Here is a 20,421-nt window from a genome sequence, read left to right as displayed (position 1 = left end):
AACGAGTGTTGGAGCTAACATGGCCGTGCCACCGAGGGGGAGTTCTCAAATGCCTGAAAGTGCAGTTGTCTCAGCAGCCAAGCGGATGGGCAAGCAGATCAGTTCGGATGACGATAGCCGCGCTCTCCGCAAATCTGTCTGGCGGGAATTAACGGTCCTACGAGACGCTGTGGTAAACACTCAGAATGGTAAGTGGGAAACTGTGAAGCATCGCGCGAAAGGAAAAAGCGTCGTGCGTGTTACAGTGAGCAAGCCTCTTGTAGTGAAATAGTAACGACCTCCCGATCTCGCTAGTAAGTAGTGTAATCAGATTATGGTAAGCCTCTATTCCGATCGAGATCGGGAGCGCGTCGCGCCATTAAGCGAGCAATCTTCTACCGAAAGCTATCGTAGTCCTTGGCGTAAGGACTACGCTCGGTTGGTTCACTCTGCGAGCTTTCGTCGGCTTCAGGGAAAGACACAGGTTTTCCCCGGGAACGAGAGCGACTTTTTTCGGAATAGGCTTAGCCACTCTCTAGAGGTGGCGCAGATTGCAAAGTCAATTGCGATCAAGCTGAACGCTACGGAACCGCTTTTTGCCACCCACAAGCTTGAGCCCGAAATCGTAGAGTTTGCAGGGCTGGCTCACGATCTTGGGCACCCGCCATTCGGCCATAATGGCGAGGAGGCGCTTGATGAGTGCATGCAAGGCCATGGCGGCTTCGAAGGCAACGCGCAAACTCTCAGGATTATATCGAGGTTAGAGAAGAAAGAGACCATTGCGCTAACGAATGGCGAGCGTGTCCCTTTTGATGAGAATGGCCGCGATCTCAGATGTGGATTAAACTTAACATTTAGATCGCTTGCATCTGTACTCAAATATGATGACCCTATACCTGAGAGGAAAGGCGATCGCCCGAAAAAGGACGGGGCGATGAAAGGTTATTATCGTGAAGACATCGATCTTGTCCGGCGGGTAAAAGCCGCCGTCCTTGGAGATGAAAAGTATCAGGGCAATTTCAAAACCATCGAATGTTCTATTATGGACATCGCGGATGATATTGCATACTCGACATACGATCTAGAGGACGTCTTCAAGAGTGGGTTTTTAACCCCCCTCGATCTCTTTGTTCTCGATCCGATAATATACGAGAACGCCGTCGAGACGATAAACAGCCGCCTGGAAAAGTACTACGGCACAGCGAGCGGCGTGAGTAAGATGACAACCGCTGACGTGCGCGAAATCTTGCTTTACATCTTCTACGATGTGTTTGAATTTGGTGACGATCAGAAGGCTCTACTGAAGAACCGTAAAATTGAAGCCGAAGCTAAGAAGATGTTCTTCGCGGCAGAGGCGCAAGAATTGTCTCGAAAGCTCGCGCACAACGGATATTATAGAACTGACTTCACATCTGATCTTGTTAGTGCGTTCCTAGACGGCATTGAAGTTGTAGCACATCCAGACTATCCGCAGTTGCATCAAGCTCGGCTGGAAGTTTCTACGTTTATCATGGTCGAGGTTCTGAAGAACATCACATATCAAGCAATCATTCGTGCTCCTGCGCTACAGGTTGTTGAATATAGAGGGCGTGACATTGTATCGCGCATCTTCAATGCTCTGATTGGCGATAGAGAGGGTAGGTTGTTGCCTGACGACTACCGGGCGATCTATCGCGGTTGCACTGAAGTGGAGCGGTATAGGACGGTTTGCGACTTCATCGCGGGAATGACTGACAGATACGCGATTGAATTTTATAGCCGCCTGTTTGGGGCGCAGGGCTTAACCGTTCACAAGCCTTTGTAGCACTTTGGGCTCCGCGATCGGGGTTCAGTATTGCGCAGCGTAACGCTAGGCGGCGAAGGCCGGTTGTGAGAGGCCAATCCGCCGCTGGATAGCCGCCACGTCAATGCGGTCCGGGATAGAGGGACGGGAAGTAGGGTTCGGCCCAGAGGTCTCCTGTACGGGTTCGGTAGGGGCCTCGGTCAATCCAGCCAACAGACGGTCAAAGTCGCTCCTGCTCCTAAGTATATGCCCTCCGCTGGAGCAGGGCGTATGTCAATGACGCACATGCCCGATACAAAAATAGCGGGTCCGTCAAACGGACCCGCTGCCCATGTAATCTAATGGTTATTCGTCGTTTTCTTTTTCGTCATCGATATCAAAGTCCAAGTCGTCTGAAAGGCCCAATGCCTTCCTCGCCCTTGCGAGGGCAACACTAAGCCCATCGGTGCGCACAGCATCGATTGCGCGTTTCGAGTTGACATTCGTCCACCCGTTGACGGGCTTACATCGTTGGAACCCCCAGACTTCCCCACTCCAGAAGGCTACCCATCCCAGCGCTAGAAGCTCCGTGATGTAGTCCTCCATGAACCGACCATCTAGGCGTTGGCGAGTGGCGAGGCGCTTGATGGACTTTTCAGAAGCGCGTGCGCGGTTAAGCGGCTTGCCCATCTCCAACCCTTTCAAGTGGAGATTGTAGGCGGTAAGAAGTGCGGCGTCGGCTGCGGAAATGAGCATGTCTCGATCCTTTCGTGGTTGGCAGGGGCCAAGTTAGGTTTGGCGATCAGCTTGGCCCCACCCGCGATCTCTACCTAAATATGAAGGGTACGTCCACCTAGATTTGGGGGGTATGCCCCAGAAAATGCCTTAAAATTTCGCTTGCGTGGCAACTCTAAACGTTCATATTGTGTTGCCACGGAAGGCGCTGGGGAGCGCTCCGGGCTAGGGGATCACGATGAAACAGGCCGTCGCTTACATCCGGGTCAGCACCGCGAAGCAGGGCAAGAGCGGCCTGGGCATGGATGCGCAGCGTGAGGCCATCGAGCGCTTCACAGCCGCCGAAGGCATCGAGGTCGCCGCGATCTTCACCGAAGTTGAGACTGGCAAGGGCTCCGATGCCCTGGATCGCCGTCCGGAGCTTGCCAAGGCCCTCGCTACGGCCCGGAAACTTAAGGCCCCCGTCATCGTGGCGAAGTTGGACCGCCTGTCCCGTGACGTGCATTTCATCTCTGGCCTGATGGCGCAGCGGGTGCCGTTCCTGGTGGCGGAGCTTGGGGCCGATACGGACCCTTTCGTGCTCCACCTCTATGCGGCCCTTGCCGAGAAAGAGCGGGCGTTGATTGCCTCCCGGACCAAGGCCGCCCTCCAGGCGAAGAAAGCGGCCGGGACAAAGCTCGGCAACAGGAAGAACCTAGGCGAGGCCCAGAAGCTCGGAGCGGCCGCCAATGCACAGGCAGCCGATGCCTTCGCCGCGAATGTTCTCCCCATCGTGCGCAGCATTGAGGCCGCCGGGGTCACGTCTCTCCGGAGGATCGCCGATGCTCTCAATGCGCGGGGAGTGCAGACGCCGCGTGGTGGTCAGTGGCATGCGAAATCAGTCGGACGGCTAATGGAGCGGGCTGCATGAGCCCCTTACTGTCCCGTTTGGTCCAGTACTGTGGGGTGAATTATGGGGCTGTTTAGTTGGCTTAGGTCGCTGGAGGGTAAGTCCAGATTTGATGAGATAGCAGACTGGCACTTGAACAACGTCGCCAATCTCGTTGGTCATTTCAGCGACGGAACGACGGATACCCAAGACAATATCGCGAATGCCCTCTGGGACGCATCGCGAGAGATAGTGCAGGCCATGGCTTGGCACTCCACCTTCCTCGATCTCCTGGAGACCGGGACACGCGAGCACCTTACGACAGCCGCGCGGCTGGCAAATATCGGCTCCTACGGCAACAAACCTCCTAGCCAGCACCTCGTGGGCAACGTGTCCGCATCCTACTCCGTGCTTGCGGTTCTGCTACTGCATCGGCTCGGCATGCTCAAAGCAAAGTATAAGGCAGAGCCCATCGTCGAGATGGGGGCGCATCTCTACTCTGTGGTTCACTTGGCACGTTGCTAACCAGACTGCCGCGAGGCGTCCCTATGTGGCCGGAGAAGCTGGAGGCTCCGGTTCAGATCGGGGAACAAACAACCCGATGATGCCCGCAATAGGAGCCGCGATCAGGTAGAGGAGGGCAGCCTTTCGGGCCCCTGAAACCAGACGGCTGAAGACGGGGAAGCCGATTTCATCCTGCCAGGACCAGACCATAAGCCCGCCTAAGATCGCAGCGGCGACGGCGGCCAAGAGCCCTAGCCTGGGGTGACGGATGCTGATGGCCGCGATCAGGACCAGGGAGACCCATGCGAAGGGGTCCCGAAACATGCCTACGGCGCTCCCAGAAAGGGTTGCCAGCACGTAAGTCACGGGGCTCCGCAGATCAGGGGGAGGGACCGGCAAGGCTCCCGCATACGGCAGGGCCGAGGCGATGGCCACCACGAAGGCCAGGAACAGGCAGATAGTCCGGTGCATGGATTGGCCCCCCTTTGGCCGGATCGAGCCTTAGCCATGGGAGGCGGACCAGGGAAGCGGACCAACCGGACCAAGCGGACCGGACCACGGGGCGAAGCGGACCACGCCGCTGGAATTGTCGAGGGAAATGGCCTGATTTCCTGGGATTTCGAGCGGACCGGACCAAGGCCGGGAAGCGGACCACGCAACGGACCATAGGCCCCGCCTATGAGGCTTAGGGCTCCACAGCGTCAAGCATATCGCCTGTGCCGTTGAAGAGGTCTGCAACCTCGTTCATCCAGTCGATGGCGGCTTTCGCCAGGGGGTTCGTGGGCTCGGATTGGCTGTGGCGTGTGAAGCGGTCGAAGGCTCCGAGGGTCCGATACAGTTCCCGTAGGCTTTCGTTGTGGTGACGGCGCTCCCGGAGGACGGCCACCATGGTTTTCCGGTCCCCGACCTTCTCCGCTTGGTCATAGAGGGCCGCGAGCTTCGCCATCTGGAGGGCGTGAGTGGTGCGCAGATCGGTGACAAGCTGCTCCGCCGTGGCTTCCTTGACGGCCGCTAGGGCTTCATCACGGGCGCGGGCAAAAAGCTCCGAGACATAGCCCTCGGTGATGGTCAGGGCCTCGGCGATCTCGGAGCGGGTGAACCCCTGCTCCCGCATCCAGAGGGCTCTACGCATCTTCTCATGCACATTGAGGGGCGCAGATAGGGCCGCCGGGCGCTCCCGATGGCGCACACGAGGGACCTGGGTGTCCATGTGGTTGTCGCGGTGCCGGATCAGGGCGGTTTTCGACACGCCGAACCCTTCGGCCACGGTGCGCAGGGCCACGCCGGAGCGCAACGCCGCATCGAGGGCGGGCCGTTCGGGGTGCGAGCAACAGGAACACCGGGAGGACATGGGATCAGGCCGCCAGTTTTCCGGTCGGGCAGAGGCACATGAAGCCGATGCGCTGTTGATCCGGCCGGAGGTCGTCATGGTCACAGACGATGCCGCGTAGATCGATGCCCTGGGCGTAGGCCGCGTCTCCGATCCGGCGGACGAGCTTGTGCGCCAGGGCAGGGGAGCCGGTGAAGGTGGCGGACATGAGCACGGCCGCAAGGGCGCGGTCAGGGATGGTTTCGAGGATGACGGCCGCGCCGCATTGCTCCAGGGCTTCCGCCACGGGGGCGAGGTCGGATCGGACTGCCTGGGCGCGGGCAAGATGGTCGGGGGGGCTCATGTCAGTTCACCGGACATAAGAGGGCGAGGCGCTGTTGACCCGGCTCCAGGCCGGTGCAGGCGATGAGGTGCGTCGAAGGCATGGCACAGTCTCGAAAGGGTGCCCCCGGCTCCGCCGTCAAATCGGACCGGGGGCGACAGATGCGGCGGAGGATCGGGGACGCCGCATCCGGTGGGGATCAGAGGTGGGACCGGAAGAAACCGCCGCCGGGGACCTGGGCCGTGCGTTCGATGAGGCCGCGCCGGACCGCCTCGTCTATCAACTGCTCCGCCCGCTGGGTCGTGGTGCCGGTGGCCTTGGCGAGGTCGGAGGCGAAAGCCTGGACGCGCTCGCCACCCATGATCTCACTCTTGCGGTGGATGGCTCCCGCGATCTCAAGCAAGGCGAGGTCCGCGATGCCCTGGGCCTGGGCCGCCTGCTGGATGGACTTGGGAAGCCGGGCGAGGCGGTCATGGGCTTCGGCCTGCTGGGCGGTCTCGCTCCGGGAAACCGTGTCGTAGAAGCTCATGGTGGTGGTGCCGCCGGGCGTGGTCCAGGCCGGGGCCTTGTCCGGGGCGCGGAAGTTGAGACCAAGGCCCCGCTCCGAAGCCGGGCCGCCGAAGATGCCCTTGGCTTCCTTCGCGCGTCTCCGGGCAACCTGGGCGCGTTCCGTGTCTCCGGCTGCTTGTGGGGTCTTTCTGGGGTCGCCGTAGGGGATCATGGTTTCGTTCCTCTTCCTGATGTAATTGTTGCACCCGGTTTCAAAATTCCGAGAGCATCTCTAACAATGTCCTGGATCACGGCGGACCGCGTGCAAGCATGTCCCCGCCATCCTGCCAGTTTTCTGGCATCAATTTCTTTGTCGAGAGCCTGCACGAAGGCGTATTGAACCCGCATCGAGATAGTCTGTGATTGTCGCATGTGCATTCGTCGTTCTCCAAAAGTTAATAGTGCTTCGCACAACTCTAAACATGTGTCCAGACAAGTAAATTTAGCATCGTACACTGTCGTAGTTAGCCTCATACACTGTCTTTGTCTCACATTGTTACATATCAAATACTTAGGGATAGCGGAGGTGCTGAAATAATTTTCGAGGTCCAGGCGAGCGAAGGCGATCCCCGGCCTGGAGCGAGGTCGGAGAGGCGCAAAACGGAGGGCTTGGTAGTGAGGGCGGATCAGGTAGAGCGCCATACGTGCCGCTGGGCCGCTCGAACTCAGAGCGCGGCCCGCGAACATCTAACGGCGACTTAACTTTGCTGGTCAGGGCGTTGGCTTCAGCGACAGCAGCGATTTTCAGATTTTATGTAATCGTTAAGCAAAGTACAGTGTCTTTGTCATCAACGAAGAGCCAATCCAATGCTAAATGGAAAAAGCCCGCCGAATGTGCTAGGGTTCGGCGGGCTCTACATTGAGTTTTGTCAAGGTAGACTTGCCATAATCGGGCAAGTGGGTCACTATCCGCCTTGCTAGGGTGAAGTGTCAAGGTGAAAGCTAGTGAACAACATTGTTGAATTTGCTCGTCCGCGTCTGGATGCCTCCAAGGACCTGCCGAACCAGGACCTGTCTAGCCCGGTCCACCAGTTAACCGTGATGCGCCGCCTATCACGTGAGTGGCGGGCCATCTTGTCCGACCGTGAATACGCGGTCTTGTCGTACATCATCGATCATACGGTTTGCTGGGGCCGCCAGACCTACCGGTTCACCTACCGTTCGCTGTCCGAGGGCACCTCTGTTTCACCGGCCGGGCTCAACAAGACGAAAAAGCAACTCACCGAGGTACTCCGGGCTTTGGAGCGGCTGGGAGTAATCACTATCGCGCCGAACAAGCGGGACGGCCTCACCATCACTCCGAACCTGAGGTGGAAACCAAGCTTTGCCGTACCTAAGCGTCTACAAGGGGGAGCGGAAAACCAACCCTCCGAGGGAGTGAAATCCAACCCCCAGAGGGAGGGATTTCCCTCCCCCCTCTTAGAGGAACACTTTAGGGGAACAGATAGAAGAACAGTAGCTCCGGCATCCGCCGTCGCTGGGTCGGATAATCCGCTCAAACTTTCCGAACAACCGAAGGCCACCTATCGGGTCAGGTCGCGCCCAACCGGAAACCTTCTCGCCAAGCCCGAGCCGGAACCTACCGCTCAACCGTCCGGCCAAGATCGCCCACGGACCGGGATCGCCGATCATGGCGAATTTTCGTTCGGAGACGCCCAGCGGGTGGCAAAGGGTCCCCTGGCCCCGGCGAACCCGCAAACGGCCGCCAGCGCCCGCGAGACGGCGTCGAGGACCCTGAAAAATCCCGGAGCCCTCCAGCGCACCTGGACCGCCGCCTGGGGCTGCGCCTTCGACGAGGTCCCCGGTGCCGTCTGCCCGGCCTGGACCAAGACCGAGATGGGCATGGTCAAATCGGCCCTGGCCGCCAGATGGACCCAGGACGCCGCGAGCCTGCACGGCTTCCTCGAATGGATCGTCACCGACTGGTCCAACATCGTCGGCACCCATTTCGCCTGGATGAAGCGCGACCCGGCCCCGTCCCTGCCGTCGATCCGCTTCGTGATGACGTTCAAGGATCGGTTCTTCCAAGCCTGGAACCGGCGCACCGTGGACAAGGCCATCGACGGGCTTTCCGGCGAGGAACGTCGCCGCCGCGAACTGATGATGCGCCAGGGCAAGACCCTGGAAGAGGCTAACCTGCTGATCGCCGAGGAGCGGGCTCAGGTCCGGCTGCGCGACGAGATCGAGGCGGGCAAGAAGCGGGCCGCGTCCATGCTCCAGGAGGCCCGGCTGACCAAGGACAGCACCGAGCGGATGCTGCGCCAGCCCCACGCGCGGCGTAACGTCGTGCCGCTCATGCCGAGCCCGGTCACCCCGGCCTGGGAACTCACCGAGCAGGAATACACCGATACCGCCGCCCTGCTAGGCGACCTCATGAAGACGATGGAGACAAACAATCAAGCCCAATTTCAAGGAGCGTGACAGCCGTCACACAAATCTGCTACACAACGATGCTGTCAGGCTTGGCTAAATGTCTGATATTTGAGGAAAACAGGAAATTGGCAACCGCTCCCCTAGGGAGCGCCAAGGACTTTTGCAGGATCGGCCTCGCGGCATGCGGGGCCTTTTTTGTTTCTGCGTGCTCCTGCGCGAAACTGTAATCCTCTCCCGATGCATCCTCTCCTTGGAACCTCTGCGGCGGCTGCCGGTTCACCGAGCGCCAGCAAAGACGCGTCGAAGTCCGTTTTGCGCGTCGCCTTCATGGAGATTCTCATGCGCAAGGTCCTGATACTCGCAGCCGGTTTCGCTCTGATCGGTACATCGGCCATGAGCCAGTCCACCTCGCGCGACCGCGACGACTATTCGCGCGGGCACTGGTACGACGGCGGCTACGACCGGTGGGACAGGGACCGGGGCAAGGACGACATGCGCCGGTCGATGCGCGACGATGATGAGGACAACCGCTCGGGCCGCAATGCCCGGTTCTTCGTCCGCAACGGCGATGCGCAGATGCGGATCGTGTGCGGCGACCGCGAATCCACGCAATCCTGCATCGACTCGGCCCTGCGCCTCTTCGATCGCGTACAGTCGCAGCCGCGGTCGACGGGCTCCTCTGGACCATCCACGCCTCCTGCCACGCCGTCGCCCCAGTAGCGCGACGAAAAACCGGAATGACAGTGCTGAAGCCGCGGTGTGAGCCGCGGCTTCAGGCGTGAAAGAGGTCCGTCCGGCTGCTTAGAGCATCGTGCGGACCCAGAGGGCCGCGTCAGCGAAAAGTGGACCCGGTTATTCGCTGACGCGGCCATTCGGGTCGCGTCAACCATGCCCTTACCCAATGAGAAAGCATCGGATGGGTCCCAAAAGTGCAAATCCACTTTTGGGTCCGATGCTTTAGCGGCGGCGGCCCGTTCCGCTCTCGGTCGAGGAAGCGCTCTGCGGATGGCTGCCGCCCTGTTGCGCAAAGGCACGCTCGCAGCGGTCGATATGATGCTCGGCCCGCTGCTGCATTTCCTGGACGGTGTGGCAGGGATTAATCACGTCCTGCCGGCAGAATGCGCACATCATGAGATAGCTTCCTTGCTGAGATGGATCGGGAGGCCAACGTGAGGGGAGGGGCCCGGTTCCGGCTTTTCGGCCGCGCCGGGCGGCCATGTGCAACGGAGCGTAACGGGCGTTGCGCCTCGTCCTCTATGCTTCCACGGGCGGCGCGAGGCCGAGATCGTTCAGCTTGACCAGGACGTCCGCCAGCGAGCGTTTGAGCTTCAGGCTGATCACCGAGACGGGCATGCCTTCCTTGGCGAGGGACACGAGGGTGCAGGTATCTTCGAGGGTCCAGCTGCGTCCGTGTACGTTCATGACGTCTCCTCCGTTTCGGTGGAACGGTCAGGTTTGGGCCAAACTGTGGCGAGAGGATGAACGCCGGCTGAAGAGCTAGACTTCGTCGAGGGCCCGGGCGAGGTCTGCGAGCAGGTCGTCCCGGTGCTCCAGCCCCACGGAGAGGCGCACGAGCCCGTCCGTGATGCCCATCTCGCCGCGCAGCTCCGGCGAGAAGCGCTGATGGGTCGTGGTGGCCGGGTGGGTCACGAGGCTCTTGGCGTCGCCCAGATTGTTGGAGATGCGGATCAGCTTCAGGGCGTTCATGAAGCGGAAAGCCCCGGCCTTGCCGTTCTGCACGTCGAGGGCGATCATGGTGGAACCGCCGGTCATCTGCCGGGCGATCAGCGCGGCCTGGGGGTGATCCGGCCGGCCCGGATAGGTCAGGCGCCGGACCTTCGGGTGGTCGTGAAGGGTATCGGCGAGAAAGCCCGCCGTCGCGGTCTGGCGCTCCACGCGCAGGGACAGGGTCTCAAGCCCCTTCAGCAGGACCCAGGCATTGAACGGCGAGATCGATGGGCCGGTCATCCGCAGGAATTGCTGCACCTTCGTCTCGATGAAGTCCCGCGAGCCGAGGATGACGCCGCCGAGACATCGGCCCTGCCCGTCGATATGCTTGGTGGCCGAATAGACGACGCAATCGGCCCCGAGCGCCAGGGGCTTCTGGAAGAGCGGCGTCGCGAAGACATTGTCCACGGTCAGCGTTGCGCCCGCCTGGTGCGCGATGGCCGCGACCCCGGCGATGTCGATGATCTCCAGGCTCGGATTGGACGGGGTTTCGAGCAGGAAGGCCTTGGTCTCGGGCCGGACGGCCCGGCGCCAGGCGTCGAGATCCGGTCCGTCCACGAGGGTGCTGCCGACCCCGAAGCGGGGGAAGAGATCCTCGACGATCCACCGGCAGGAGCCGAACAGGGCTCGGGCCGCCACCACGTGATCACCGGCCTGGACCTGCCCCATCATGGCGACCGTCACGGCCGCCATGCCGGTCGCGGTGGCCTGGGCGGCCTCGGCGCCTTCGAGCGCGGCCATCCGCTCCTCGAACATGGTGGTGGTCGGGTTGGTATAGCGCGTGTAGCTGTAGCCCTGCTCCTCGTTGAGGAAGCGCCGCTCCGCCGTCTCGGCATTCTCATAGATGAAGCCCTGGGTCAGGAAGAGGGCTTCCGAGGTTTCCCCATAGGGCGTGCGGGTCTGGCCCTCGTGCACGAGGCGGGTGTCGAGGTGGTAGGGCGTGACAGGTGAATGGGTCATGGGACGATCGGTGTTGTTCTCTAAAAAGAACAATCGTCCCCTTTGAAGGATTTGTCCAGGGTCCAGAGGCGGGCGGGACAATTCGCCCGCGCCGCCTCGGATCGATCCGGAGCGGGACCGTCAGTTATTGCCGATGGCAACGCCCTCGCGCCGGCTGTCCGCCCCGCCGACAAGGCCCGTCGGCGTGACCACGATGGCGTGGATGCCGGAATTCTGGTCGATCAGCTTGACCTCGTGGCCCTTGGCCTCGAGCCCAGCCTTCCAGCCCTCCGCCTCGGTTCCGGCCTCGAGCTCCGTCGGGCCGTTGCGGCTGCCGAGATTGGGGAGGTCGGCCGCGACCTGGGGATCGAGCTTCCAGTCGAGGAGAGCGACCAGGGTCTTGGCGACGTAATTGATGATCAGGCTCCCGCCAGGCGAGCCGACGACCGCGTAGAGCTTGTCGCCCTGGTCGAGCACGATGGTCGGCGCCATGGAGCTGCGGGGCCGCTTGCCCGCCTCTACCCGGTTGGCGACGGGTTTGCCGTCCTCCTCCGGCGCGAAGGAGAAGTCGGTCAGCTCGTTGTTGAGCAGGAAGCCGCTCTTCGTCATCAGGCGCGCGCCGAAACCGTCCTCGATGGTCGTGGTCATGGACACCGCCCGGCCGTCCCGGTCGACGATGGACATGTGGCTCGTGCCGAACTCGATGCCCTCGGAGGGAGCGAACAGGAAGGTCTTCTGGAACGGCGGGTCGCCCGGCTTGGCCTTGCCCATGGATTTGTCGGGATCGATCAGGGCGGCGCGGCTCTTGAGGTATCCGGGGTCGATGAGCCCCTTCACGGGCACGTTCACGAAAGCAGGGTCGGCCACGTAGAGCGCCCGGTCTGCGAAGGCGAGGCGCCCGGCTTCGGCAATCCAGTGCGCCGCCTCGGGCCCCGGCTTCAGGGCGGCCATGTCCCGTGTTTCGAGGATGCCGAGGATCTGCTGGACCGCGATTCCGCCCGAGCTCGGCGGTGCCATCCCGCAGACCTTGTAGACCCGGTAGGGACCGCACACGGCCTCCCGCTCCACGACCTTGTAGTTCTTCAGGTCGTCGAGGGTCATGTCGCCCGGATTGGTCGGATGTCCGGTCACGGTCGCGACGATGTCCTCGGCAATCTCGCCCGTATAGAAGGCGTCCGCGCCCTTTTCGGCGATGGCCCGCAGGGTCCGGGCGAGGGCCGGGTTCTTCAAAACTGTGCCGACCGCCTTCGGTGTCCCATCCGCCTCGAAGAAATAGGCGCGGGCGACCGGGTTCGCGGCCAGATACTTCTCCTGGGAGAGGAGGCCGTTGAGGCGCGGGGAGATGGAAAAACCGTCCTCGGCCAGCCGGATCGCGGGCTCGATGACCTGTCGCCATGGCAGCTTGCCCCAGCGGCGATGCGCCTCCTCCAGGAGCCGCACGGTCCCCGGCACGCCCACCGAGCGCCCGCCGACGACGGCCTCGTAGAATTTCATCGGCTTGCCGTCGGCGCCGAGGAACCGCTCAGGCTTGGCTGCTGCCGGAGCGGTCTCGCGCCCGTCGAGGGTGGTTACGGTCTTGCCGTCCCAGAACACCATGAAGGCGCCGCCGCCGATCCCGGAGCTCTGCGGCTCGACGAGGTTGAGGACGAGCTGAACCGCCACCGCCGCATCGACGGCGCTGCCGCCGGCTGCCAGGATCTCCCGCCCGGCCTGCGCCGCGAGGGGATTGGCGGCTGCGACCATGTCCTTCGTGGCCGCGCCGGCCCCTTTGGCGATCCGGCCGGTCGGAGCCTCGGGGGAGGGCGCGACCGGCTGCGCGAGAGACGCGGATGTCAGGGACACGGAAGCCAGCGACAGGAGGCCGAAGCCGGCGAGGTTCAACCAGCGCGATGCCCGAATTGCCATGGGGCCTACTCCCTCGGATGTGTTTTCCTCCGGCCGGGACCGGAATAGTCTGAAGCTTAACAAGGAAACGCGGGCCACTGCCACACCGATTTCTCCCATCCGGGCGCCCCTGCCCGGGCGCAACAAGGACACATTCCGGCCCAGGTATGCCGGCACAGTGCCGGCCGGTAAGTGTTGCGATTCGCGTCGAGCAACCGTCGAGGAGGATCCGCATGAGTGCTTACAATCTTTTTCGGAGTACAGGCCCCGAGGGGCTCTCCTGCGCCGTTCCGGAAGAGCGCTCCGTGCCGCGATTCGTGACGGCACCGGGCTGGGAATTCGCCGGAAAGGTCGACAGCCAGCGCCCGAGGCCGCTCGGTTTTGACGAGAAGGCGGCCGCGACCGGCGTCCGCTTCAACGGCTTCTATCTCTTCGCTGCCTTCTCGAAGGGAGCGCGGGGGATGCACCAGGCCTCCTGACGGGGCGGCCGGCCTTTCGAAAAACACGGCCGGCCGGCAAGAACGACTCTTGATCTCTCGGAAGGGGTGGAGTCTCTTAGCCGGTATCCCGCGCCAAGGCGCCTTCCTCACTGCCTCCCATTGTGACCTCTCCCCTTTCCCTCATCTGGACGATCACGGCTGCAACCACGCTGCTGCAGACCGGAAACGGACTGCTCCAGGCTCTCATGCCCCTGCGCATGGAGGCGGCGGGCCTGTCGATCTCGTCGATCGGCATCGTCGCGGCGGCCTACGGCCTCGGCTTCTCGTCCGGCTGCTTTTTGGCTCCGGCCTTCATCCGTCACGTGGGCTATATCCGGGCCTTCTCGAGCCTCGCGGCCATCGCGGCCGTGGTCATCCTGGCAATGACCCAGGCCGACACCACGCTCGCCTGGGCGCTTCTCCGCGGGCTGACGGGCATCACCTTCGCGTGCGTGTTCACGGCCACGGACAGCTGGACCAGCGCCCGCGCGACCTCGAGCCATCGCGGGCGCATCCTGGCCTTCTACATGATCTGCACCAAGATCGCGCTGATGCTGTCGCCGCTGGGCATCGCGCTGGGGGATATCCGGTCTGACGGGCTCTTCATGGCGGCGAGCGCCTTGGTTTCCCTGTCGCTTCTTCCGATCGCGGCGACGACGACCCAGGAGCCGTCCGCGCCGCGCAGCGTCCGTATCCGCGTGAGAAGCCTGTTCGTCGCGGCACCCTCCGCAGTGGTCGGCGCCTTCATCGTCGGTCTCGTCAACGGCCCCGTCATCGCCATCACGCCGGTCTTCGGCGTGAGTATCGGCCTGAACCAGGGCGAGGCGGCGGCTCTTCTCTTTGCGCTCCAGGCCGGAAGCCTCCTGCTGCAATGGCCCCTCGGCTGGCTGTCGGACCGCTATGACCGCCGTTATGTGATCGCAGGGCTTGCGGCCGGCACGAGCGTGGTGTCCATCGTCATCCTGCTCGCCAGCATGAGCGCGGCAGGCCCCGTGATCCTCTGGGCCTTTGCGGCCTGGGGCGGCTTTGCCCTGTGCATCTATTCGGTCTGCGTCGCCCATGCGTGCGACATCGTCGAGCCCGAGCATATCGTCTCGACCATCGGCACGCTCCTGTTCTCCTGGGCGGTCGGCGTGACCGTCGGGCCGCTTTTCGGCGCGATGGCAATGACGTCCCTCGGGCCTGGCGGCCTGTTCATCTATTCAGCTGCCGTGTGCTCCATCCTGGCGATCTTCGTCGTGGTCCGCATCCGTCAGCAGAAGCGCGAACGCCCGAGGGGCGGCTTCGTCGACGTGTCCCCGACGAGTTCCCCCACGGCCGTCCTTGCGCCGCGCGAGGACCTGGCTGCGGCAGAGGCCGAGGAGCGCGCCGCTGACGAAGACGCGCCCGAGCAGGGGCCCGCGGATCAGAGGTCCAGATCGGACGCCGCCACGGTGGTCGACACGTCCTCGTAGCGGCTGAGGCGCTTGTCGATCATCTCGTCGATCTTGCCGTAGACCTCGGCCACCGAGAGCTGGCGGGTCTTGCGGCCCGACTTGGCGGAGAACAGGGATTTGTTGGCCTTGGCAGCCGCGGGGAAGACGCGGGTCGCGCTCTGCTTCGGCTTGTCGTCGAGAAGGGCGATGAACTTGCTGGCGCTGTCCACGCCGAAGAAATGCGCCATGTAGAATTCCGACTGCTTGATCTTGCGTCCCAGCCGGCCCTCGATCTTGGCCCTGTCCCGCTTCATCATCTCGGCTGCCATCAGGGCCGAGACGTAAGGGTTGCGGCGGAGGCCCAGGATGTGCTCGCGCATGGGACCTTCCGGCACCGACAGCTGGCCGCCGTTCGACTGGATCGCCTTGGCCTCGACGTCGAAGCCGTACTTCGTGCCGAAGGACCGGATGGCCTCGAACCAGGTGCTCGAGATGAACTGGAACAGGCCTTCGGCCGAGGAGGTGGCAGCCCGGTTCTCCGGCAGGAAGCTCGATTCCTTGTCGGCCAGGGCCATCATGTAGACCGGGTCGACCCCGGTCTCCTCGGAGGCCCGCAGGATCGTATCCACGATCCACCGCGGCACGCGCATGGTGTCGAACGTGACGTGTTCCTGCTCCCGTGCGGCGGTCCGGTCCTTCTCGTCCTGGGGCCGGACGTCCGGAGCGGTCGTCAGTGGCATCGACGTGATGATGTCGGCGCGGGCCTCCCGGGTATCGGCGGCCCGGACCGGAACGATGTCTTCGAGCGGGTCGGGTCGTGCAGGAGGCAGCATGGCGATGCGGATCGTGCCCGTAACCTCGGCATCCGGCAGGTCGACCGGGGCCGGAGGCGGGAGCACGATCTGCGGCTCGGGCGCCGACAGGGTGTCCTTGCCGGCCGCCACGGCCGGCGCAATGGCCGCCGAGGCCGTCGCGACGGTCAGGCAGGCTCCGAGCCCAAGACTCGACGTCAGGCGGAGAAGCGAGCGCAGCAGGCCCGGACCATTGCCCGGCCGCTCCTGGCCACGTGGGTTGAGCCAGAAAACCGGCTCGTCGTGATTGCAAAGGCTGAATGGCTGGCAAGCGTCGCGAGACGCTGTCAGATCGACAGTCATGCTGGGAAGCCCCCGAAGAAATGCCGCGTCGCCGCAAGGCGGTGTGCGGTCCTTATTTGCTTAGAACACGCGCTTCGTGGCCTCCCGATATGTCAAGAATAGGTCAGCTTAGCCTTGTCGGTTCCATTTTATTTCCACCTGCGGCGGCAGGTCGCCCTTTGAACAAAGAGGAAGTCCGTAATGCTTTAGTAGATCAGAGCCTTCTCTAGGCGCGGCCAATCTTTTTCTTGCGGAATTCCAAAGCGAAGGAGAGTTGAATCCCAGGAAAAGGCGCGGACCCAGATTCCGGCCCGGGCAAGTTGCTCGAACCGGAGCGCCGTCGCCTCGTGCCGCGCAAGGCGAAACAGGCTGGTGCCGCCCTCCACCCAAAAGCCTGCTTTGGCAAGGAGCGTATCGAGGCGTCCGGCCGCATCCCGGAGGAGCGCGCCTTGTGCCGCAAGCCACGCTTCATCCGCGAGTGCCTGGGCGCCGACCGCCAGGGCCGGGCCGGAGACCGCCCAGGGGCCGAGGCCTTGCCGCAGCTCCCGGGCCAAGGCAGGCCATGCCACCGCGAAGCCGAGGCGGAGGCCCGCGAGGCCATAGGCCTTGCCGACCGACCGCAAGACGATGGCATTGGGCAGGTCGAGGCTGGCAATCGAGATGCGGGTTTCCAGATCCGCAAAGGCCTCGTCCGCCACGAGCCAGCCGTCCCGGGCCCGGAGGCTGGCGGCGGTCTCGGCCATCCGCTCCGCCGGGACAATGCGCCCGTCTGGGTTGTTGGGATTGACCACCACAATGACGTCCGCCCGCGCAGCCAAGGCCGCCTCCGGATCCGGGACGGAGACGACCTTGTGTCCTTGGCGGGCCCATTGGTGGGCGTGCTCCTCAAAGGTCGGCCCGACGATCGCGACCCGGCCCTTGGCCCGCAGGCGTGGCAGGAGGGCGATCAGCGCCTGGGATCCTGCCGCCGCCACGAGCCGGTCAGGGTCCGCGACCCCATAGGCCCGTGCGGCGATCCGCTCGACAATCCGCACCTCCCCGGGCGAGGGCAGGCGCCGGAAGATTTCCCCATCGAGGGGGCCGGCCGGATAGGAGGTCGGGTTGATCCCTGTCGAGAGGTCGAGCCAGGGCTCTGGCGCTTCCGGAAAGCGCGCTTTTGCGTCATGAAGGTCGCCGCCATGCTCCATGGCCGTCTCGCCGGATCCCATCTTCGTCATGCTCTCTGGACTCCCCGTCCTTCTGACGGCCCTCACGGCCGATGCCTGCTTCGGCTATCCGGCCTGGCTCTTCGCGCGCATCAGGCATCCGGTCACCTGGATCGGCCGGATGATCGCCGCCCTGGAGCAGCGCCTCAACGATCCGGCCCGTTCCGCATCCGTCCGGCGCAGTCGCGGGGTCGCGACATTGGCCGCAACCGTCGGGGCCGTGGCCCTTGTCGCGGCCGGAATAGAGGCCGCTTTCCGCATCGCTCTCGGCGGATGGGCCTTCCTTCCGGTCGGCCTTCTCGCAGGCAGCCTGATCGCCCAGCGCAGCCTGCACGACCATGTCGCCCGCGTGGCCGAAGGGCTCGACCGGAGCCTTGCCGAGGGCCGGGCCGCGGTCGCCCATATCGTCGGGCGGGATCCGCAATCCCTCGACGAGCCGGCCGTGGCACGGGCGGCCATCGAGAGCCTGGCCGAGAACTTCTCGGACGGGGTGGTCGCTCCCGCCTTCTACACGGCGCTGGCCGGGCTTGCGGGCGGCGCCGCCTACAAGGCCGTCAACACGGCGGACAGCATGGTCGGTCACCGGACGCCGCGCCACGAGGCCTATGGCTGGGCGGCGGCGCGGCTCGATGATGGGATCAACCTTCCGGCCTCGCGGCTCTCCGCCGGCCTCCTGGTCCTGGCGGCCGCCATCGTTCCCGGATGCAGCGCGACCGGAGCCGCCCGGGCGGTGCTCCGGGATGCGCGCCGCCATCGCTCCCCCAATGCGGGTTGGCCGGAGGCGGCCATGGCGGGTGCCCTGTCGCTGCGCCTCGCAGGACCCCGGACCTATGGCGGCGTGACCGTCCCCGACCATTGGATGGGAGACGGCACGCCTGCCGCGACGCCCGGCGACATCCGCCGGGCGCTGAGTGTCTACCGGATCGCCTGCCTGCTGCAGGCAGGCCTGTGGGCCCTCCTGCTGACGATCCTGGCCGTGTGACCGGTCCCTACCAGGTGGCGCGGAGGCCCGCATAGAAGGAGCGCCCGGCCGTGCCGTAATTGTAGATGTCCTGGTAGCGGGCATCGGTCAGGTTCTCGGCCCGCACATACATGCTGAACGTCTCGTCGATCTTGTAATCCGCATAGACGTCGAGGCGCGCATAGGGCGCGAGTTCTTCCCTCTCACCTGTCGTGGAGAAGCGCCGGCCGACGAAGACGACGGATGGTTCGATGGACAGCCCCGCCATCGGCGTGATGATGAGCCCGAGCCGGCCTTCGTCCTGCGGACGTCGTGCGAGCCTCAGATGGGTCGCAAGGTCGAAAGCGTCCGTATGGGTGTAGACTGCCTTGATCCGCAGGAGCGAAGGAACAATGTCGGCCTCAGCCGAGAGCTCGACGCCCGAGGTGCGTGCCCGCGCCACGTTCAGGTAGCAGCCGTAGAGGTTGCCGGGCGGGCAGTCGCCGGGACTGAACGAGAAGTCGATCAGGTCGCGGAAGCGATTGGCGAAGAAGGTGGCCGACAGGATGAGCCTGTCGTCGAGCAGGCGTTGGTCGATGCCGATATCCGCCCCGATGGAGCGCTCCGGCTCCAGGCCGGGCGTGCCGTAGAGCGGATCGTAAAGCTGGAACAGGCTCGGCGCCTTGGCGCCGGTGCCGATGCTGGCCCGCAGGGTCGTGCGCGAGTTCGGCACCTCATAGGCCGCGGTCGCGCGCCAGGTCCCGAAGCTGCCTTCTTTCTCGACGGCGTCGAGCCGGCCGCCGAAGGACAGGTGCAGGTTCTCGAACAGGCTGATCTGATGCAGCGCGTAGATCGAGCGCGTATCGCGGGAGGCATCGTTGGTCTCGCGCCAGGGGCTCGTGAAAGGCAGCACGTCCCGTGCGGAGGTCAGGAAGCGCTCACGCTCGAATTTCGCCCCGAAGGTGAGGAGGCCGAAGGTGCCGAGCTTCAGGTCGCCCTGGTATTCGGCGGAGATGCGGTCGCCCTCATAGCCGGAATTGGACCAGTTCGTGACGAGGGGCGAGCCGAAATAGCTGACATCGCGATAATGCCGATTGGTGCGGCTGCCCGAGATCAGGAAGGAGTTGCGCAGGATGCCGTCGAACGCATTGACGGTGAGGCGCGTATGGCCCTCGAAGAGGCGCTGCTGCGATTGGGAGGGTGTGTCGGGCGCTGCCCCGAAGGCAGCATCGTACTGGGCTCCGTTGTAGCTCGTGTAGCCGCCGAATTCGAGCTCCGCATCCGGCGACAGGGCGATGCCGACCCGGCCCGAGGCGCCCAGGCGCTCGGCCGAATCCGCCTCGAGGGGCCAGGCATACAGGCGCTCGATCCGTCCGATGCGGTAGCCGTAGCGCGAGAAGCCCGCACTGTCGAAGCCCGTGGCTGAGAAGGCGTAGTTCACCGGGCCCGAGGAGCCCGAGACCGCCGCGCGGCCCGCCTTGGTGCCGTAGGAGCCACCCTCCAGGCTGAGACTGGCCCGCGGTGACCTGCCCTTGCGCGTGATGATGTTGATGACGCCGCCCAGCGCGTCCGATCCGTAGAGGGCCGATTGCGGGCCGCGCAGCACCTCGATGCGCTCGATATCGACCGCCTCGAGATTGGCGAAGTCGAACTCGCCTGCGCCCGCCGACGGATCGTTGACGCGGATGCCGTCGATCAGAACGAGAGTATGGCGCGCCTCTGCGCCGCGGATCCGCACCGAGGTGGTCCCGCCGGGTCCGCCGGCTTCGTTGACCGACAAGCCAGGCACGCGCCGCAGCACGTCCGTGATGCTCTTCGGGGATTCCTTGGCGATCTCTTCTCCGGAGATTACCGAAATGGCGCTGCCGGCCCGGCTGATTGCCTGTGGCGACCGCGTCGCCGTGACGACGATGTCGGGAACGAGGGTCGGCGCTGCGGATTGAGCCAGCACTCCGCCCGGAACGAGGGCGAAAACGGAAACGGACGCCGCCAGCAGGCAGCGTGAAGACATGGGCATGGAGACCTCCTGCCCGCCCCACCGGCGGACAATCGAGTTGACGCTCGGACGCAGGCCGGTCTCCTGGCTTGCGGGTCATCGCGAACGGTCCGCCTTCCCAAATCATCTCGAGCTTGTCGGGCCCGCAGATTCAGTGGCATGTAGGACCGCCGCTCACCGCTTACAGTTGCGGGGGCAGCCACGGCATTGGAAATTCCGCACCGTGTTCCCGTTTCACCTCGATGTCTCGAGGACCAACGTCCGGTTCCTCTCTTAGTCG

General features: G+C 63.8%; 20 protein-coding genes and 1 riboswitch. Of the genes, 8 read left to right on the top strand and 12 right to left on the bottom strand.

The genetic code is table 11. The features are described 5' to 3' along the window. The first annotated feature begins 313 nt into the window (after positions 1–313). Positions 314–1,783, top strand: coding sequence for a dGTP triphosphohydrolase (dgt, locus tag C4E04_RS17000; RefSeq protein WP_109599295.1), 1,470 nt, complete (start codon positions 314–316; stop codon positions 1,781–1,783). A 324-nt stretch (positions 1,784–2,107) separates the two neighbouring features. On the opposite strand, the gene C4E04_RS16995 is transcribed toward dgt, so the two are convergent. Beyond that, entirely contained in the window at positions 2,108–2,497 is a 390-nt protein-coding gene (locus C4E04_RS16995) for a hypothetical protein (RefSeq protein WP_109599293.1), read from the bottom strand. A 217-nt stretch (positions 2,498–2,714) separates the two neighbouring features. Here C4E04_RS16995 and C4E04_RS16990 point away from each other — a divergent pair, with 217 nt between their 5' ends. Next, positions 2,715–3,386, top strand: a complete 672-nt coding sequence (locus tag C4E04_RS16990; RefSeq protein ID WP_109599291.1) for a recombinase family protein — start codon at positions 2,715–2,717, stop codon at positions 3,384–3,386. Positions 3,387–3,497: 111 nt separating this feature from the next. Further along, complete coding sequence (locus C4E04_RS16985) at positions 3,498–3,869, top strand: hypothetical protein (RefSeq protein WP_162559442.1); 372 nt, start codon at positions 3,498–3,500, stop codon at positions 3,867–3,869. A 21-nt stretch (positions 3,870–3,890) separates the two neighbouring features. Here C4E04_RS16985 and C4E04_RS16980 read toward each other — a convergent pair whose 3' ends face one another. The 4 genes from C4E04_RS16980 to C4E04_RS16965 all read right to left on the bottom strand — a co-directional run bounded on the left by C4E04_RS16980 (position 3,891) and on the right by C4E04_RS16965 (position 6,221). Beyond that, positions 3,891–4,319 carry a hypothetical protein gene (locus tag C4E04_RS16980; protein WP_109599287.1) on the bottom strand — a complete coding sequence of 143 codons (429 nt, stop codon included), beginning with the start codon at positions 4,317–4,319 and terminating at the stop codon, positions 3,891–3,893. Between the two features lie 214 nt (positions 4,320–4,533). Beyond that, entirely contained in the window at positions 4,534–5,142 is a 609-nt protein-coding gene (locus tag C4E04_RS16975; RefSeq protein ID WP_109599285.1) for a hypothetical protein, read from the bottom strand. A gap of 61 nt (positions 5,143–5,203) precedes the next feature. Further along, positions 5,204–5,521: a hypothetical protein gene (locus tag C4E04_RS16970; RefSeq protein WP_109599283.1), complete on the bottom strand. Its 318-nt coding sequence runs from the start codon at positions 5,519–5,521 to the stop codon at positions 5,204–5,206. Between the two features lie 178 nt (positions 5,522–5,699). Continuing rightward, positions 5,700–6,221 carry a hypothetical protein gene (locus tag C4E04_RS16965; protein ID WP_109599281.1) on the bottom strand — a complete coding sequence of 174 codons (522 nt, stop codon included), beginning with the start codon at positions 6,219–6,221 and terminating at the stop codon, positions 5,700–5,702. A 773-nt stretch (positions 6,222–6,994) separates the two neighbouring features. Between C4E04_RS16965 and C4E04_RS20980 the strand changes: the two genes are divergently transcribed. Further along, positions 6,995–8,470 (top strand): replication protein, encoded by a 1,476-nt coding sequence (locus tag C4E04_RS20980; protein ID WP_162559441.1) that lies wholly within the window; start codon positions 6,995–6,997, stop codon positions 8,468–8,470. Between the two features lie 291 nt (positions 8,471–8,761). Then, positions 8,762–9,142: a hypothetical protein gene (locus C4E04_RS16955; RefSeq protein ID WP_162559440.1), complete on the top strand. Its 381-nt coding sequence runs from the start codon at positions 8,762–8,764 to the stop codon at positions 9,140–9,142. 237 nt (positions 9,143–9,379) lie between these two features. Here C4E04_RS16955 and C4E04_RS20975 read toward each other — a convergent pair whose 3' ends face one another. The 4 genes from C4E04_RS20975 to ggt form a co-directional block, all read right to left on the bottom strand. Further along, the gene (locus C4E04_RS20975; protein ID WP_162559439.1) at positions 9,380–9,553 is read right to left on the bottom strand and encodes a hypothetical protein; all 174 of its coding nucleotides are present in this window, start codon (positions 9,551–9,553) and stop codon (positions 9,380–9,382) included. 123 nt (positions 9,554–9,676) lie between these two features. Beyond that, positions 9,677–9,844, bottom strand: coding sequence for a hypothetical protein (locus tag C4E04_RS21125; RefSeq protein ID WP_174219288.1), 168 nt, complete (start codon positions 9,842–9,844; stop codon positions 9,677–9,679). Between the two features lie 75 nt (positions 9,845–9,919). Next, positions 9,920–11,110 (bottom strand): O-succinylhomoserine sulfhydrylase, encoded by a 1,191-nt coding sequence (metZ, locus tag C4E04_RS16950; protein ID WP_109599275.1) that lies wholly within the window; start codon positions 11,108–11,110, stop codon positions 9,920–9,922. A gap of 120 nt (positions 11,111–11,230) precedes the next feature. After that, positions 11,231–12,994 (bottom strand): gamma-glutamyltransferase, encoded by a 1,764-nt coding sequence (ggt, locus tag C4E04_RS16945; RefSeq protein ID WP_109599273.1) that lies wholly within the window; start codon positions 12,992–12,994, stop codon positions 11,231–11,233. Between the two features lie 212 nt (positions 12,995–13,206). Here ggt and C4E04_RS16940 point away from each other — a divergent pair, with 212 nt between their 5' ends. Further along, complete coding sequence (locus tag C4E04_RS16940; protein WP_109599271.1) at positions 13,207–13,452, top strand: hypothetical protein; 246 nt, start codon at positions 13,207–13,209, stop codon at positions 13,450–13,452. Positions 13,453–13,574: 122 nt separating this feature from the next. Then, complete coding sequence (locus tag C4E04_RS16935; RefSeq protein WP_109599269.1) at positions 13,575–14,906, top strand: MFS transporter; 1,332 nt, start codon at positions 13,575–13,577, stop codon at positions 14,904–14,906. Here the strand turns inward: C4E04_RS16935 and C4E04_RS16930 are convergent. Both C4E04_RS16930 and cobD read right to left on the bottom strand, forming a co-directional pair. Further along, a complete protein-coding gene (locus tag C4E04_RS16930; protein WP_109599267.1) occupies positions 14,858–16,021 on the bottom strand; it encodes a transglycosylase SLT domain-containing protein in 1,164 nt (387 codons plus the stop codon). The two genes, C4E04_RS16935 and C4E04_RS16930, sit on opposite strands and share 49 nt — an antisense overlap. Positions 16,022–16,206: 185 nt before the next feature. Then, positions 16,207–17,217, bottom strand: a complete 1,011-nt coding sequence (cobD, locus tag C4E04_RS16925; RefSeq protein ID WP_245416135.1) for a threonine-phosphate decarboxylase CobD — start codon at positions 17,215–17,217, stop codon at positions 16,207–16,209. Here cobD and cbiB point away from each other — a divergent pair. Beyond that, a complete protein-coding gene (cbiB, locus tag C4E04_RS16920) occupies positions 17,216–18,187 on the top strand; it encodes an adenosylcobinamide-phosphate synthase CbiB (protein WP_109599264.1) in 972 nt (323 codons plus the stop codon). The two genes, cobD and cbiB, sit on opposite strands and share 2 nt — an antisense overlap. A gap of 7 nt (positions 18,188–18,194) precedes the next feature. Here cbiB and C4E04_RS16915 read toward each other — a convergent pair whose 3' ends face one another. Then, the gene (locus C4E04_RS16915; protein WP_109599262.1) at positions 18,195–20,162 is read right to left on the bottom strand and encodes a TonB-dependent siderophore receptor; all 1,968 of its coding nucleotides are present in this window, start codon (positions 20,160–20,162) and stop codon (positions 18,195–18,197) included. Positions 20,163–20,197: 35 nt separating this feature from the next. Beyond that, positions 20,198–20,415, bottom strand: a riboswitch (cobalamin riboswitch). Between the last annotated feature and the right edge of the window lie 6 nt (positions 20,416–20,421).

Source organism: Microvirga sp. 17 mud 1-3, from assembly GCF_003151255.1.
Classification (GTDB): Bacteria; Pseudomonadota; Alphaproteobacteria; order Rhizobiales; family Beijerinckiaceae; genus Microvirga.
This window is presented reverse-complemented; position numbering and strand designations above follow the sequence as displayed.

What these genes read in the sequence shown, in the direction of transcription:
- cobD (WP_245416135.1), bottom strand. Translation starts at nt 17,217, where the DNA reads ATGACGAAGATGGGATCCGGCGAGACGGCCATGGAGCATGGCGGCGAC.
- C4E04_RS16995 (WP_109599293.1), bottom strand. Translation starts at nt 2,497, where the DNA reads ATGCTCATTTCCGCAGCCGACGCCGCACTTCTTACCGCCTACAATCTC.
- C4E04_RS16955 (WP_162559440.1), top strand. Translation starts at nt 8,762, where the DNA reads ATGCGCAAGGTCCTGATACTCGCAGCCGGTTTCGCTCTGATCGGTACA.
- ggt (WP_109599273.1), bottom strand. Translation starts at nt 12,994, where the DNA reads ATGGCAATTCGGGCATCGCGCTGGTTGAACCTCGCCGGCTTCGGCCTC.
- C4E04_RS16970 (WP_109599283.1), bottom strand. Translation starts at nt 5,521, where the DNA reads ATGAGCCCCCCCGACCATCTTGCCCGCGCCCAGGCAGTCCGATCCGAC.
- C4E04_RS16940 (WP_109599271.1), top strand. Translation starts at nt 13,207, where the DNA reads ATGAGTGCTTACAATCTTTTTCGGAGTACAGGCCCCGAGGGGCTCTCC.
- C4E04_RS21125 (WP_174219288.1), bottom strand. Translation starts at nt 9,844, where the DNA reads ATGAACGTACACGGACGCAGCTGGACCCTCGAAGATACCTGCACCCTC.
- C4E04_RS16990 (WP_109599291.1), top strand. Translation starts at nt 2,715, where the DNA reads ATGAAACAGGCCGTCGCTTACATCCGGGTCAGCACCGCGAAGCAGGGC.
- C4E04_RS16915 (WP_109599262.1), bottom strand. Translation starts at nt 20,162, where the DNA reads ATGCCCATGTCTTCACGCTGCCTGCTGGCGGCGTCCGTTTCCGTTTTC.
- C4E04_RS16965 (WP_109599281.1), bottom strand. Translation starts at nt 6,221, where the DNA reads ATGATCCCCTACGGCGACCCCAGAAAGACCCCACAAGCAGCCGGAGAC.
- cbiB (WP_109599264.1), top strand. Translation starts at nt 17,216, where the DNA reads ATGCTCTCTGGACTCCCCGTCCTTCTGACGGCCCTCACGGCCGATGCC.
- metZ (WP_109599275.1), bottom strand. Translation starts at nt 11,110, where the DNA reads ATGACCCATTCACCTGTCACGCCCTACCACCTCGACACCCGCCTCGTG.
- dgt (WP_109599295.1), top strand. Translation starts at nt 314, where the DNA reads ATGGTAAGCCTCTATTCCGATCGAGATCGGGAGCGCGTCGCGCCATTA.
- C4E04_RS16930 (WP_109599267.1), bottom strand. Translation starts at nt 16,021, where the DNA reads ATGACTGTCGATCTGACAGCGTCTCGCGACGCTTGCCAGCCATTCAGC.
- C4E04_RS16980 (WP_109599287.1), bottom strand. Translation starts at nt 4,319, where the DNA reads ATGCACCGGACTATCTGCCTGTTCCTGGCCTTCGTGGTGGCCATCGCC.
- C4E04_RS20975 (WP_162559439.1), bottom strand. Translation starts at nt 9,553, where the DNA reads ATGATGTGCGCATTCTGCCGGCAGGACGTGATTAATCCCTGCCACACC.